Raw genomic sequence first — 15127 nt, 5'->3', positions numbered from 1 at the left:
CAGAATGATTGCCGGGCCTAGTAGGCTAGACCCATGCTGCGGGTGGTTTCTGCTCCGAGATAAACCCGAATGCTTAAGAAATCCGTCGGACAAGCGGTTTCGCAACGCTTACAACCAATACAGTCTTCCGTGCGGGGAGAGGAGGCAATCTGGGCAGCTTTACAGCCATCCCAGGGGACCATTTCCAGCACGTCGAGGGGACAAGCCCGAACGCATTGGGTGCAACCGATACAGGTATCGTAAATTTTAACGCTATGAGACATTGAATTATGACTCCTTACCGAGTGTTCTCCATGTTAAATTTCGGGTTTATCGGTTAGTTTACCTTACAGCGATCTGTTCATCGCTCGATCGGTGACATAACTTTAAACTCTGTAACACTTGGGGCTAAATTGCGATCGCTAGTCGCATCTCGGCTAATCCTAAAATAGCCTTAAAGAATTGCTTGCCAAGGTTACGGGGGGAACCGAAAAAGGTAATCTGGATCGCAAGATAATTTATTTCGTTTGCCAGTATGACAGAAATAGCGATCGAATCGATCCTACAGGAAAATCGGCTGTTTCCTCCCAGTGCCGAATTTGCTCAGAATGCCACCATTAAAAGCCTTGAAGAATACCAGCAACTCTACGCCAAAGCCAAGGCCGATCCCCCAGCTTTTTGGGCCCAATTAGCCGAAAAAGAACTACATTGGTTTGAAAAATGGTCAGAGGTTCTTGACTGGCAGCCCCCCTTTGCTAAATGGTTCGTCAACGGCAAGATTAATATTTGTTACAACTGTATTGACAGACATCTCACCACCTGGAGACGTAATAAAGCCGCCATCATCTGGGAAGGAGAACCGGGAGACAGCCGCACCATTACCTACGAACAGCTACACCGAGAAGTATGTCAATTTGCCAACGCTTTAAAGGAATTAGGCGTAAAAAAAGGCGATGTGGTCGGAATTTATCTGCCGATGATTCCCGAAGCGGCCATCGCCATGTTAGCCTGTGCCAGAATTGGTGCGCCCCACAGTGTCGTTTTTGGGGGATTTAGTGCCGATGCTTTGCGCGATCGTCTTAATGATGCGGCCGCTAAGGTGGTAATCACTGCCGATGGTGGTTTCCGCAAGGATAAAGTCGTTGCTCTCAAGGAACAGGTGGATCTGGCCCTAGCCGATAATAGCGCCCCCAGTGTGGAAAAAGTTCTCGTTGTCCAGCGCAGCAAGGAACCCATCAATATGGTTGCCGATCGCGATTACTGGTGGCATGATCTACAAAAACAGGTATCTGCTAATTGTCCGGCCGAACCGATGGATAGCGAAGATATGTTATTTATCCTCTACACCAGTGGTTCCACCGGCAAACCGAAAGGAGTCGTCCACACCACCGGCGGTTATAATCTCTACACCCATGTCACCAGCAAATGGATTTTTGACCTGAAAGACACCGATGTTTACTGGTGTACTGCCGATGTGGGTTGGATTACCGGCCATAGTTATATCGTTTACGGACCGCTTTCCAATGGTGCCACCACGGTAATGTATGAAGGGGTTCCCCGTCCCTCTAATTTAGGCTGTTTTTGGGATGTAATCGAGAAATATCGCGTTAATATCTTTTATACTGCCCCCACTGCTATCCGCGCTTTTATCAAAATGGGTGAAGATATCCCCAATAGCCGGGATTTATCCTCTTTGCGCTTACTGGGAACTGTGGGAGAACCGATTAACCCAGAAGCGTGGATGTGGTATCACCGGGTTATCGGTAAAGAAAAATGTCCGATTGTCGATACTTGGTGGCAAACGGAAACCGGGGGGATTATGATTACTCCCTTACCCGGGGCAATTGCCACCAAACCGGGGTCAGCAACCCTACCTTTTCCCGGTATTATCGCCGCAGTGGTGGACTTAGAGGGCAATCCCACCCACGCGAATGAGGGGGGTTATCTGGTGGTCAAATATCCCTGGCCCGGTATGCTACGAACAGTCTATAAAAATCCCGATCGCTTCCGCAATACCTACTGGGAACAGATCGCCCCCAAAGATGGCCAATATCTCTATTTTGCCGGAGATGGTAGTCGTCAGGACGAGGACGGTTATTTCTGGGTAATGGGGCGCGTTGATGACGTGATTAGCGTTTCTGGCCACCGTTTAGGGACAATGGAGATCGAATCAGCTTTAGTATCTCATCCCGCAGTAGCAGAGGCGGCTGTGGTGGGACGACCGGATGAAATTAAAGGGGAAGAAGTCTATGCTTTTGTCACTCTGGAGGGGCATTATGAAGCGAGTCCGGAGTTAGCGCAAGCATTAAAGGATCACGTTGTCAAGGAAATTGGCATTATTGCCCGACCGGGAGAAATCCGTTTTACCGATGTACTGCCAAAAACGCGATCGGGTAAAATTATGCGTCGTCTCTTGCGAACTTTAGCATCAGGTCAAGAGATTTCTGGTGATACTTCTACTCTAGAAGATCGATCGGTTTTGGATAAATTACGGCAAGGTGCGTAATTTAATTGCCGGTTTTTCCTAGTAGTTAGGGTGAGGAATAAGAGTTAATCTTATCTCACTCTAACGGGAGTGATCCTCGCTGAACATATTTGCTCAAGCACCAAAGCTATAAATAATACTAAATCCTGTTTAAAAGGTATAGGGGAAGTGGGGAAGTGGGGAGAAACAATCCATAACTTGGGAGTTAATCACAGGATTAAAAACGGATTTGGTATAATGATAAAGATAAGAGCAAATTGAAATTATAGGAGTTTAATCAATGACCACCACCACTACTACCGATAATGATTTAAAAAGACTAGAAGATTTAATCCTCAATGGACAGAAGATAATCGAACATCGATTCAACGAAATCGATAATCGACTCACTACCATGGACAATCGACTCACTACCATGGACAATCGACTCACTACCGTGGACAATCGACTCACTACCGTGGACAATCGACTCACTACCATGGAAACTCGACTCACTACCATAGAAACTCGACTCATTGAGGTGGACAATCGACTCACTACCGTGGACAATCGACTCACTACCGTGGAAACTCGACTCACTACCACGGAAACTCGACTGATTGAGGTGGACAATCGATTGAAGGTGATCGAGAATGGACAAGCGGAAATAAAAGCTGATGTCAAAAATCTTCAAAAAGATACTACTGATTTAAAGATTGAACTGACGGAAGTTAAAGGTGATATTAAAACTCTTGATAGTAAATTTGATGACATGAATAAACGCTTAGAGAAAGTCGAAGGAACCCAAAAGAATCAAATTTGGACATTGATAACTGTCTTAAGTGGTTCCCTACTAGCCGTGGGATTTAGAAGTTTTTTTATCAACAATAATCCCTAATCTCAGCAAGAGAATTGCTATAATTTGCTCACTAAAACAATGAAAAGCGATCGCCTAATTCTCCGTCCTTGGCAACTACCCGCAGACAAAGAGTCTTTTTTTCAGAATCTATCAAAATTCCGAAGTCACTGATTTTTTACCGAGAATTCGTCAGTTAGCCACGGATATTGAGAGTTTAAATGCCCATTTTTCCGAAAGATTAGCAACTATTCGTAATCAGGGTAATGGCAGCGATTGGTGGGCAATGATCGATCAAAAAAATAATCAGATTATCGGTTCGATAATTTTACAGAATTTACCCGATAACTACGGTTATCCTACCCCAGATAGCGAAATTGGTTGGCATTTACGGCGCGATTATTGGGGACAAGGATATATAACCGAAGCGGCTAAAGTTATTCTAGAATACGGCTTAATCACCTTACAATTGCCGATTATCTACGCAGTGGTTAATCCCGATAATTATCGCTCAATTCGTGTCACGGAAAGATTAGGAATGCAATCAATGGGATTAACGAATAAATACTACGACACTGAAGCACTTTTATTCTCGATCGAAGCTTAAAGTTCATTAATAATTATTGATTGTTTCTTATTTTATAGCTGCTGTGGTTGTCATGCTAAACCCATTCTTGTTCAAAAAGCAAAAAGGGAAATATATTCCCTTTTTCTAGCTTTTATGGACCCATATCCTAAACGGTTTCGGGTTTAACACCTCTTTGGTCGAGAACTTTCTGTAATTCTGCTTCGTCGGTTTTGGTCAAAGAAGTGCGTAACACTTTACCTCCGTAGGGGGCCACTTCATCGAGGACTTTATCGGGGGTAACTTTTTGGACGAGAACAAAGAGAGCAGAGGTACTGGGCTGCAGGGTTTCTCCCAATTCGCGCATAAAATTGTCATCCACACCGATATCACTTAAAGCACCTCCCAAAGCACCACCGGCAGCACCGAGGACGGCCCCTAATAAGGGGGATAAAAAGAGCATTCCGATTAATAATCCCCAGAAACTGCCACTAGCGGCTCCTGCTGCCGTTAAATTGACCGCTTGCTTGAGTTTAATCTGGCCATCTTTGTTTTTAACCACTACGGCAGCATCTTCTAACTCGATCAGATGTTCCTGTTGCAGTTTAGCCAAAGTTAAACGAACTTCTTCTGCTTTAAATTCGTCCTCATAGGCGATGACAAATAGATCAGCCATAATTTTTCCTCGATTATTAGCAAATAAAACCTTTATACACTACTTTTGCCGGATTAAAAAGTTTGAGGTATCGGAGAATACCGAAAACCCATGGCGATTAGGTGTCATAGATACGCGCTTCAAAAGCATCGGGATTTTCTTGACAGTATTCCTCAAAATAGGTTTTTTCCGGTTTTTTAGCGCGTTGGTGTGCCAATTCTGCCTGTAATTCCTCAACAATATCCCAAGCTGCGGCACAATCGGGAGAATTTGCCCCTTTTTCAGCACAGACTGCCCGGGCAATATCTCTCGCTTTGATAATCTCCGCTTCTAAATCAAGACTGCGGGGCTTCTCGACGGCGTTACCTTTATGGAGGATGTCACTAACAGAGATAACACCGAGCAAACCGCCTTTAATTACCGGTGCGAAACGAATACCGGTATTAGCAAATAAGCGGGCTACATATTCAACCCCGAGGTCGGGATTAATCACGATGCAGGGTTTGCTCATCACTTCATAGACGCGCACTTTTTGCGGATCTTGACCGAAAGCGACGACTTTATAGACAATATCGGTTTCGGTGATAATTCCGTAAGCATCTTCATCGTGACGGCGATCAACAATGAGAGTTCTAATGTTCTTTTCTCTCATCAATTGCACCGCTTTGGCAACGGTTTCAGAACCTTTAATCTTGGCCACCTCCGTGGTCATAATTTCAGCTGCTTTCATAGTCATATTTGGAGAAGTTAAGTTGTGCCTTTGTTATTTTAAGACATAAACTGACCCCTAATACTGACGGCTGACGGCTAAAAAACCGCTCCCTGATTAACGCCATTCCACCAGTTGTCGTTCTTGGACAACCAAACCATATACTGTCTCGGTTTGACGGGCTAAATTCGCCCAATGAAAGCGTTTTTCTAGATCTTCGTAGGCGTTATTAGCTAATTCGTGGGCGTATTCGGGATGATTTAAAACCTCCAAAATGCCCCAAGCGAGGGAATCGGGATTATTGACCCGGGTGACAATTCCCGTTTGACCATGACGGACAACTTCGGGAAAACCGCAGGTATCGGAAACTACCACGGGAACCCTAGCGGCGAAACTTTCCAGGGCGACAATGCCAAAAGGTTCGTAAAGACTGGGAAAAACGGCACAATCGGCCACGGTTTGGAAGCGATCGAGGTTTTCATCGGACATAAAGCCCGTAAAATAACAATGATGCCAGATACCGAGATGCCAGGCCTGTTGTTTAAGTTTGTCGGTATTGCCGCCACCGATAATAACAAATTTAGTTTTAGCCCCAGTCTGAGCGAGGACTTTTGGGGCAGCGTTGAGTAACACCGAAACCCCCTTTTCAAAGGTCATGCGCCCGACGTAATAGACGATTTTTTCGTAATCTTCGGCATATTGACGACGAAAAGCTCGGTAATCAAAGTTAGGGTCTCTTTGCTTTTTCTCGGCCCGAATACCGTTATAAACCACATCGATTTTATCCCAGGGTGCGCCCAAAGCTCGATGGACTTCATGACGCATATAGCCGGTACAGACGATGACGCGCCAAGCATTATAGACGAGGGTTCCCTCTTTGCCGGCGATATAGCGTTGGGTGTCGGTGTGCAGTCCGTTATAACGTCCGTATTCCGTGGCGTGAATCGTGGCAATCAGGGGTATTTTAAAGAGATGTTTCAAGGCGATGGCTGCATCCCCTACTAACCAATCGTGGGCATGAACAAGGTCAAATTTTCCGTATTCGGCGATTAGTTTGCCGCCTTGTTGCCCCATGCTGTTATTCATGTTGACCACCCAATGGAAAAAGTCATTGCCGGGGGGTACGGGGACGCGGTGGATGTGAATACCTTCCACCAGTTCATAACTGGGGGCCTGACCGAATTCGATCGTGATTAAATGGACTTCATGACCGAGTTTGACGATTTCGGGATAGAGTTCGGCAACATGACGGGCGATACCGCCCACTAATCGCGGTGGAAATTCCCACGCCAAGACTAAAATCCTCATTTTTCCCTAACCTCGACCTGATTTAAGCTTGTAGGTAATCATTGCATCCCCATGGTATCTATTTTGGCTCTGGTTTCTTCCTCTAATTGCCACTCTCCCTGCCCCAGTCTGGAGAGGATTTCTTGTCGCCACTTGTTTAATTGTTCCTGAAAAGCGGCCGTTTGTAGATCGTTGCGCCAGAAAATTAAGGCCGATTCGCCAGTTTGCGAATAATAATTTTTCCGCTCTCCAGCGACGCGGAAGCCAAAATGCTCGTAGAGTGCGATCGCTGACTGGTTCGATACCCTCACCTCTAGCGTAGCCCTTTCCAGTTGTCTTTGTACAGCCTTTTCAAGCAGTTTGTAGAGAAGCAGTTTTCCTAATCCTTGTCTTTGATAGTCGGGATAAATTGCCAGGAGGGTAATATGCGCTTCTTCGAGAATTGCCCAAGAACAAGCCAATCCGATTAGGGTTTCGTCCTCCCCGTCTAGGGTAAGAATTAATAATTCACTGTTGGGGCTGTTTAATTCCCGTTCATAACCAGATAGGGTCCAAATACCGCCGAGACTGCTGCGATCAAGTGCTACCATGGCGGCAAGATGCTCTGATTTTGGGGTTTTAAGCTGGATTTTTGGCATTGATCGGGGAACGGGAGTGGGGTGTAGAGTGTGGGGTGTGGGGTGTAGAGTGTGGGGTGTGGGGTGTGGGGGAGTGGGGAGTGGGGTGTGGGGTGGTGGGGTGTGGGGAGAAGGGAGAATAAATAAAAATAGTCTCGGAGTCTCCTAAATACTGACTCCTAACCCAATAGTAGATGTGGGATTTTTGCAGGAGTTCTATTTTCTGACAAATATAAGCAAAAGTTATTTATTGACTGCAAAAACTTGATAATATTTAAATTAACATTTCGCAATATTTATAAATTCTTAAGAATTAATTGAGAAAGATTTTTATTTAACAACGATGTTATCATGGTTACAGCGATTTTACTGAATTTCATAATGGGTTATTTTGTGCTTTTTTGGGCAGCAATGGCTGAAACCCTTGCCACACCTAGAAGGTGATCCTAATTAAGACGGGTAAATCAGTCAATTTCACCCACAACGATGATCTTTTTTTTGTGTAGTTTTATTGCAAAAAAAAAGTTTTTTTGACAAAAAGCACAAAGTATGATAGAGACTAACGTATTTCTGGCTGCGAGTAATTATCATTGTCCCAGTATTCTCAAAATCGAATAGTATAGATTGAAATAACTCAATGTACGCAAACCTATGGATGGCAGCTTAATCCTGTTCAATATTCTCAATCCGCCGGTTTTGTTCTTTTTCTTAGGAATGCTGGCAGTATTTTTTAAATCCGACCTAGAGATTCCCCAACCACTGCCTAAACTCTTTTCTCTCTATCTGTTGATGGCGATTGGTTTCAAGGGAGGTTATGAACTAGCGAAAAGTGGCATCAATAACCAAATCGCTTTAACCTTGATTGCCTCCGTGGTTATGGCTTGTATCGTTCCCATTTACACTTTCTTTATCCTGAAAATTAAACTCGATAGTGCCAATGCAGCAGCGATCGCAGCAGCCTATGGTTCCATTAGTGCCGTTACTTTCATCACTGCCAGTTCTTTTTTAGAAAAACTTCATATTTCCTATGGCGGTCACATGGTAGCGGCCTTAGCTTTAATGGAATCGCCGGCGATTGTAGTGGGTTTAATCCTGGTGCGAGTCTTTAAAGAGAAAAATGGCGAAGAAGAAGCGTTTTCTTGGTCAAAGGTTCTACATGAAGCCTTTTTAAATGGTTCGGTATTTCTCTTAGTCGGTAGTGTTGTGGTTGGTATGCTCACGGGGGAAAAAGGCTGGGAAAAACTACAACCTTTCACTCAAGGGATTTTTTATGGTGCGTTAACTTTCTTTCTCCTTGATATGGGATTAGTGGCGGCGAAAAGAATCCGGGAATTAGGCAAAACTGGTTCTTTTCTCATCGGTTTTGCGGTATTCATTCCCGTCATCAATGCTATGGTGGGGATTCTCATCGCTAAGGTTCTCGGATTTGAACAGGGCAATGCTTTATTATTCGCTGTTTTGTGTGCCAGTGCCTCTTATATTGCTGTTCCTGCGGCCATGAGAATGACTGTTCCTGAAGCTAATCCTAGTTTATACGTTTCTATGGCCTTGGCTTTAACTTTTCCCTTCAATATCGTCATCGGTATTCCTCTGTACCTAGAGATGATCAAAATCATTGGCTGTGGAGTCTAAAAAGCCAGGCGGTTTTTAAATAATTCCTGTCAAAATTTTTCTCTTGCACTTATACCTTTTTTACTTAACTACCATGCTTGAATCCCCTCATCCTTCCCTACAAACTGTCAAAAAAGTGGACATAATTGTTAGTCATGCTCTTCTGGAAGAAACCTTAAGCATTCTTGATCTTGTCGGAGTTTCCGGTTATACCGTCCTTGGCAATGCTTCGGGAAAAGGCGATCGAGGTTTATCCCGTGATGACTTGGATTGTGATTACAGTGGTAACTACATTATGACGGTTTGTAATAGTGACGAACAACTTAATCGTCTGATCGATAAAATTCAGCCTTTTTTAAAAAAAGCTGGCGGAATTTTTGTAGTGACTACGGCCCAATGGCTAACTCATTAGACCTCTTGTAAAAATCAAAAATTGTCGTAGTTAATTAGGAGTCAGTCCCGATGAAAAAATTTTCACCCCCACAGATGAAAGAGGTTTCCTTCCCTACACCCCACACCCTCTTTCAAGTCATCAGTCAGGAGAACGATCTTTTCCAGTTTAGAATTTATCTGTATCTGGTCTGGGACCAACAGCGCCAGCAGGATTAACAAAAAGATTCCCACCGGCTTCATTTTGGAAGATACAATCGATTTTCGGTTTGCCTTCCAAGGGACCGGTATAACCAAAGGTATTCATCCGGTTTTTACAACTTTGTACCTGCTGTCCATCGACTAATTTTTGTTGTTCTAAAATTGACCAGTTATTGCGTCGCAAAACGCAACCGGGTTGCATGACTGGTTGGGTAACAAAAACATTAAAGGGGTTAAGGGTGACATAAACCCGCAAATCGGTGACAATGGCGCTGGCCCCAAATTGCACGCATAATTCCGCATTGGGGGCGCTGCGATCGATTACTTCTCGGGAAGCGACGTTTTCGGGGCTAAAATTAGCGGTAGAACTGAATACCAGACCGAGACCCACTCCTAGTACAAAAATACCACCAATCAGGGCGATCATGGCATAGTTCAATTTTGCCAATAGGCCTCCGGGGGACGAAGCGCGGGAGTCATCGCCATAGGAGCGGTCATAATCACGATCACGCGATCGAGGAGGAGTATAACGAGGTCTTCTATTCATAGAAATTGCTGATGTGGCTGCTATGGCGGTCAGTCGTTAGCTATTAGCTTATCATTGTTCTATCCTAGCAACCCGGGGGATAACCGACAGGATAGGTCTGGTATAGGGCTATATCGTTTTTTTTGGGTTAGTATGCTATGGTGGATCACTAAACAGAGTAAGTCAGCCTAATCCAAGTTTCTATGCTAGATATTAGCTAGACAAATTCGGAGCGGAGGAACCACATTTGGGGGCGTATTTCTAGATTTTTTAGCCTAGAAAAGGATATCTCTCTATCCTAGCCCGTCAGCTAACTTCGTCGGCGTGGGGGGGAAGACTGAAGCATCACTACATTCCTAGTAATGTCTTGATCGGTTCAGTTATGTCGCTGGTACTACTTGATAGTCATAACTCAAAGGAGACATTGTTTATGGGGATTCTCATGTCAGCTTACCGATCACAACAATTTTAAGATTTTCCGTAGATAACCATATTTTCTATGAGTTTGCTGTACATTTTTCGAGCAAACTTTTAGTTGTATCGAGAAACCAAGAGTAAAAACAGGATCAAAAATGCTGGAATCTTTACCAATGTGGATTGCTGCGATGACTTTTATTGCAGTCATTGTGGTTATTATGTTCGAGTGGCTTCATATTACCGTAGCGGCTTTACTGGGAGCTTTAATCTTAGTTTTTACCCATATCATGACTCTCCAGGAAGCGGTGGGTTATATCAGTCGTAGTTATGCCACTCTTACCCTATTTTTTGGGGTGATGGTGTTAGTAAGAGCCTTTGAACCAACGAAAATTTTTGATTATTTAGCAGCACAAATGGTGCTTTTAGCCAAGGGACAGGGCAAATTATTATTAATAGGAATTGTTGCCATTACTACCCCGATCTGTGCGGTATTACCCAACGCCACCACGGTGATGTTATTAGCACCTTTAATTCCGCCCTTAGCTCAAGATATAGGGGTAGATTTTGTGCCTCTCTTAATCCTGATGGTTTTCGTAGCCAACAGTTCTGGATTATTAACTATTGTTGGTGATCCCGCTACTTATATTGTTGGTGATTCTATTAATATCACCTTCATGGAATACCTACAGCGTTTAAGTTTAGGTGGTGCCTTGGCAGTGATTACCATTCTGGTTATGTTACCTTGGTTATTCCCCACGATCTGGCGGACAAAATTCGAGCATTTAGAAGACTTACCCCATCCGAAAATTAATCATCCTCGCGTCTTAGCTTTGGGGGGAATTATCGTCTTTTTGGTCTTATTTTTATTCGTCGTCGGCGAATCTTTTCCTGTACCCCTTGCTCCTGCTGCCGTTGCTCTGATGGGGGCAGCTTTAGCCCTACTTTTAGCCCAGCAATCGAAGATAGATACGGTGCATAATATTCTCCGGGATGTGGACTGGAGTACCCTATTATTTTTTATGTCGATTTTTGTGCTAATTGGCGGTTTAGAAAAAACTGGCGTAGTTAATAGTGTATCGGGACTTCTGGCGATAATTTTAGGCAAAAATATCTTTTTAGGTTCTCTAGTCTTGCTGTTTTTTGTCGGACTTGTTTCCAGTGTCGTTCCGAATATTCCCCTAGTGGTGGCCATGGTTCCACTACTGAAACAGTACCTTGTTAATGTTAATTTAGTCGGAGCGGAGGTTCTTTCCCCCGATTATGCCGGTTCTTTTCCCCCAGAAGTTTTACCGCTTTTCTATGCGATGATGTATGGAGCCACCCTAGGGGGTAATGGTACTTTAGTGGGAGCTTCTTCTAATATTGTCGCCGCCGGCATCGCCGAACAACACGGGGGCAAAATTACTTTTCATACCTTCCTGCGCTACGGTTTACCGGTGATGTTTACTCAGTTAGTCGTCTCGGCTATGTATATGTTAGTTTTCTTTGTCTAGTCTATCTCTGGGGATATTAATGTTAAGTCCGTTTAAGATTGACAAAATCGTTAACATTGATTAACATTCTTCTATCGTGCTAGATAATCTGGATTGAGCGGCGATCATGAACAAAAAAATCTCTGTTTTAGCACCAGATTTATCCGGTGGTGGTGGCACAAGAGTCTATTTGATTGCTCAAGTCTTGCAACAGCTAAACTGTCAGGTGACGGTTTATGGTCCGATTTTTGGCTGGGAAATCTATCCAACCCCACCGGGGAATTTACCCGTGGTATCGGTCAAAGGCAATAATTATCCCCAGTTTTTTGGCCAGATCAAAACTTTACTTGATCGCCTCTCCGGAGAGATTATCTATGGGGTTAAACCCCGTCCCACCAGTTTCGGCATCGGTTTACTGAAACGTTTTTTTTCCCCACGTCCCCTAATTCTCGATATTGACGATTGGGAAATGAGTTGGTTTGGTGGCGATCGATGGTCCTATCGTCCTTATCCCCGACAATTAGCTAGGGATATACTCAAAAAAATGCTGCGCTTAGGGATCCGAATCACCCTCTTTATCTGTGCTGGCTGGAAAATTTAATTAACCGTGCCGATGCGGTGACGGTTAATAATCAATTTTTGCAAAAGCGTTATGGGGGGATTTATTTACCGAATGGCAAGGATACGTAACTTTTCGATCCCAATCTTTACGATCCCGTCGCTTGTCGTCAAAAATACGGTTTATCTGCCTATAAAGTCTTAATGTTCCAGGGTACAGCTAGACCCCACAAAGGTTTAGAAGATGTCTTAATCGCTTTAGATCAAATTGGTGATCCTGATTTTAAATTGGTGGTGGTGGGAGGTCGCCAAATCGGGGATGGTTATCTGGATAGTTTGCTAGAAAAAGGTCAACCTTGGTTAATTCATTTACCTGCTCAACCGATCGATCAAATGCCGGAAGTTATTGCCGCTGCCCATGCTATTATCGTTCCCCAGAGGGATGAAGCTACGGCTAACGCCCAATTTCCGATTAAACTCACCGATGGTATGGCGATGGCTAAACCGATTATTTCCACTAAAGTGGCAGATATTCCCGAAATTTTAGCTGATATTGGCTATTTAGTCGAACCTCGATCGCCAGAGCAACTAGCTGCTATGATTAGCGAAGTTTTTAATCATCTCGACTCGGCTAATGCACGAGGAATAAAAGCGAGAGAGCGCTGTATCGCCTCCTATAGTACCACCGCCATGGCGACAACTCTCTCTCGCCTAATTACTTCTCTGGAAGCAAAATATTAGAGTCTAGCGAGTAGGATAATTGACCGTTCACTGTTTACTTTATTACTTGCGATGAATCCTAATCAAATTCTGCTTAAATATACGCTGAAACACTGGATATTAGTGGTTTCCAGCATTATTATCGGGTTTGTCAGTACCATATTTAATGGGGTAGGAGCTATTTTAGTTATCCCCTTACTAATTTATTTTATTAATCCCGAAAATGATATCTTAAAAAATGCCCCCCACATTATCAAAAAGCTGCTCTCCGTTTTCGAGGTTTTCTCGGTCGATACTCGTTTTTTCTGGATGTTTGCGTCGATATTATTGATTTTAATTCTCAAGCACATTACCAATTTTGTCAGTAATTTGCTAGGTACTTACTTGTCTTTGATTATGGCAAGAGATATGCGAATTGATTCAGTTATTCTGCTGCTAGAAGTGGATATAGATTATTATGTAAAAAGTAAAATAGGAGATATTTTTAATCGTTTCATGTCGGAGATTAATCGAGCCGTGGGATCAATTAGAAATTACATTGGCTTGGTTAAGATTGTCGCCACAGCTTTCATGTACTTGGCTATTTTATTATCAATTTCTTGGCAATTAACTATTCTTTCTAGTGTTTTGGGTGGCTTTTTAGCTCTGCTTAATCAATATTTTGTCAAGAGATCAAAAAAGTTTGGAGAGATTATCACCGTAACGGCTAAACAGCAAAGTAATAAACTGTTGGAACTGTTAACGGGAATTCGCCTAATTAAAGCAGTAGGAAATGAAAGATACGAATTAAAATCTATTGTGGAAGATATCGAAGCTAGGGAGAAAGCGGGTTTAGATGCCCAGACTAATAATGCTGTAATCGGACCGCTCAATGAGATCGGTGGGGTAATTATTATTGCTTTAATTATCATTGCTGGTCGTTATCTTTTTAATGAACAACTGCAAGCTTTAGCGACAATTTTATTGACCTATCTCTATGTGCTTTTCCGGGCCTTGCCGATGGTTAGTCAAATTAACGGTGTTAGGAGTAGTCTATTGGTTGATGTTTCCGCAGTGGAGGTGGTAGCGGATTTTCTCATTCGAGAGAATAAACCGTTTATGACTAATGGCTCTATTCCCTATCAAAGATTAGAGACAGGTATTCATTTTGATAACGTCCAATTTTCCTATCCCAGTCATCAAGAATTAGTTCTCAAGGGCATCGATCTGTGGATTCCAAAAGGAAAAATGATCGCTCTTGTTGGTGCTTCGGGGGCGGGAAAATCGACAATTGCTGATTTATTACCACGCTTTTATGATCCTACAGCCGGGAGAATTCTTTTTGACGGTCACGATTTACGCCATTATGATCTCAAATCCTTGAGAAAAGCGATGGGAATAGTCAGTCAAGACACTTTTCTCTTTAATAATTCTCTCCGTTTTAATATTGCCTACGGATTAAGCGATGTTAGTGATACAGAAATTTTAGAAGTGGCAAAAAGGGCGAATGCCTACGAGTTTATCTCCAAACTGCCGGAAGGACTGGATACGGAAATTGGCGATCGGGGAGTGAGACTTTCGGGAGGACAAAAACAAAGATTAGCGATCGCTCGTGCCTTACTGCGAGAGCCAGATATTCTCATTCTCGATGAAGCCACCAGTGCTTTGGATACAATTTCTGAGCGTTTAGTACAGGAAGCGATCGATGAACTCTGTCGCGAGCGGACTACTCTTGTGATCGCTCACCGTCTTTCCACTGTTCAAAAAGCCTATCAAATTGTGGTGCTGGACAAGGGAAAAGTGGCAGAAATCGGCAATCATGAGGAATTATTAGCTCAAGGTGGTCATTATGCCCGTTTACACGCTCTGCAATTTAGTGATAGCAAAGAGGCTGACTCTAAGAATAGGGAAGATGAGCAAAAAAGAAAAGCTTATTTATCCTACGAAGCGAGAAGCAGTCTTAATAGTCTTTTAGGTTCTTTGCGTCTGGTATCTGAAGATTTAATCGATGATTCTCAGGAGAAACAGGAAATTTTAGAAGAATCCTGTAGTTCAGCTATGCGACTTCTCCGCATTATCGAAGACTACGAGTATTCCTCGACTCGATAGATCTCCTGCAAA

13 protein-coding genes, 1 pseudogene and 1 riboswitch are annotated in these 15127 nt (G+C 43.4%); of the genes and pseudogenes, 8 read left to right on the top strand and 6 right to left on the bottom strand.

Features of this window, described 5'->3' with window-relative positions; all coding sequences use genetic code 11:
• Nucleotides 1–17: 17 nt before the first annotated feature.
• Complete coding sequence (gene psaC / locus ACQY1X_RS07335; protein WP_002734319.1) at nucleotides 18–263, bottom strand: photosystem I iron-sulfur center protein PsaC; 246 nt, start codon at nucleotides 261–263, stop codon at nucleotides 18–20.
• Nucleotides 264–514: 251 nt separating this feature from the next.
• Here psaC and acs point away from each other — a divergent pair, with 251 nt between their 5' ends.
• The 3 genes from acs (at nucleotide 515) to ACQY1X_RS07320 (ending at nucleotide 3906) form a co-directional block, all read left to right on the top strand.
• Complete coding sequence (acs, locus tag ACQY1X_RS07330; protein WP_123230632.1) at nucleotides 515–2485, top strand: acetate--CoA ligase; 1971 nt, start codon at nucleotides 515–517, stop codon at nucleotides 2483–2485.
• A 259-nt stretch (nucleotides 2486–2744) separates the two neighbouring features.
• Nucleotides 2745–3341 carry a chromosome segregation protein gene (locus ACQY1X_RS07325; RefSeq protein ID WP_016514844.1) on the top strand — a complete coding sequence of 199 codons (597 nt, stop codon included), beginning with the start codon at nucleotides 2745–2747 and terminating at the stop codon, nucleotides 3339–3341.
• Between the two features lie 106 nt (nucleotides 3342–3447).
• Nucleotides 3448–3906 (top strand): GNAT family N-acetyltransferase, encoded by a 459-nt coding sequence (locus ACQY1X_RS07320; protein WP_306766086.1) that lies wholly within the window; start codon nucleotides 3448–3450, stop codon nucleotides 3904–3906.
• Between the two features lie 127 nt (nucleotides 3907–4033).
• On the opposite strand, the gene ACQY1X_RS07315 is transcribed toward ACQY1X_RS07320, so the two are convergent.
• The 4 genes from ACQY1X_RS07315 to rimI form a co-directional block, all read right to left on the bottom strand.
• Nucleotides 4034–4540 (bottom strand): DUF1269 domain-containing protein, encoded by a 507-nt coding sequence (locus ACQY1X_RS07315; protein WP_002731545.1) that lies wholly within the window; start codon nucleotides 4538–4540, stop codon nucleotides 4034–4036.
• 97 nt (nucleotides 4541–4637) lie between these two features.
• Nucleotides 4638–5255 carry a CP12 domain-containing protein gene (locus ACQY1X_RS07310; protein WP_042790431.1) on the bottom strand — a complete coding sequence of 206 codons (618 nt, stop codon included), beginning with the start codon at nucleotides 5253–5255 and terminating at the stop codon, nucleotides 4638–4640.
• A gap of 90 nt (nucleotides 5256–5345) precedes the next feature.
• Complete coding sequence (locus ACQY1X_RS07305) at nucleotides 5346–6536, bottom strand: glycosyltransferase family 4 protein (protein ID WP_430015522.1); 1191 nt, start codon at nucleotides 6534–6536, stop codon at nucleotides 5346–5348.
• 38 nt (nucleotides 6537–6574) lie between these two features.
• Nucleotides 6575–7153: a ribosomal protein S18-alanine N-acetyltransferase gene (gene rimI, locus ACQY1X_RS07300; protein ID WP_430014274.1), complete on the bottom strand. Its 579-nt coding sequence runs from the start codon at nucleotides 7151–7153 to the stop codon at nucleotides 6575–6577.
• 630 nt (nucleotides 7154–7783) lie between these two features.
• On the opposite strand from rimI, the gene ACQY1X_RS07295 reads away from it, so the two are divergent.
• Together ACQY1X_RS07295 and ACQY1X_RS07290 are read left to right on the top strand one after the other, a co-directional pair.
• Nucleotides 7784–8764: a sodium-dependent bicarbonate transport family permease gene (locus tag ACQY1X_RS07295; protein WP_002793324.1), complete on the top strand. Its 981-nt coding sequence runs from the start codon at nucleotides 7784–7786 to the stop codon at nucleotides 8762–8764.
• Nucleotides 8765–8837: 73 nt separating this feature from the next.
• Nucleotides 8838–9155: a P-II family nitrogen regulator gene (locus tag ACQY1X_RS07290; protein ID WP_002734429.1), complete on the top strand. Its 318-nt coding sequence runs from the start codon at nucleotides 8838–8840 to the stop codon at nucleotides 9153–9155.
• A 147-nt stretch (nucleotides 9156–9302) separates the two neighbouring features.
• On the opposite strand, the gene ACQY1X_RS07285 is transcribed toward ACQY1X_RS07290, so the two are convergent.
• Complete coding sequence (locus ACQY1X_RS07285; protein WP_002733879.1) at nucleotides 9303–9881, bottom strand: DUF3172 domain-containing protein; 579 nt, start codon at nucleotides 9879–9881, stop codon at nucleotides 9303–9305.
• Nucleotides 9882–10069: 188 nt separating this feature from the next.
• A riboswitch (cyclic di-AMP (ydaO/yuaA leader) is annotated at nucleotides 10070–10200 on the top strand.
• 232 nt (nucleotides 10201–10432) lie between these two features.
• Between ACQY1X_RS07285 and ACQY1X_RS07280 the strand changes: the two genes are divergently transcribed.
• The 3 genes and pseudogenes from ACQY1X_RS07280 (at nucleotide 10433) to ACQY1X_RS07270 (ending at nucleotide 15115) form a co-directional block, all read left to right on the top strand.
• Nucleotides 10433–11770: an ArsB/NhaD family transporter gene (locus ACQY1X_RS07280; RefSeq protein ID WP_430014272.1), complete on the top strand. Its 1338-nt coding sequence runs from the start codon at nucleotides 10433–10435 to the stop codon at nucleotides 11768–11770.
• Between the two features lie 106 nt (nucleotides 11771–11876).
• Nucleotides 11877–13048 (top strand): annotated as a pseudogene (locus tag ACQY1X_RS07275) (glycosyltransferase family 4 protein).
• Between the two features lie 51 nt (nucleotides 13049–13099).
• Complete coding sequence (locus tag ACQY1X_RS07270) at nucleotides 13100–15115, top strand: ABC transporter ATP-binding protein (RefSeq protein ID WP_430015521.1); 2016 nt, start codon at nucleotides 13100–13102, stop codon at nucleotides 15113–15115.
• Nucleotides 15116–15127 lie beyond the last annotated feature (12 nt).

Origin of the sequence: Microcystis protocystis FBCC-A270 (genome assembly GCF_050500235.1) — a bacterium.
GTDB lineage: Bacteria > Cyanobacteriota > Cyanobacteriia > Cyanobacteriales > Microcystaceae > Microcystis > Microcystis ichthyoblabe_A.
The sequence above is the reverse complement of the archived record's forward strand: the minus strand, read 5'-3'. Positions and strand labels throughout refer to the sequence as shown.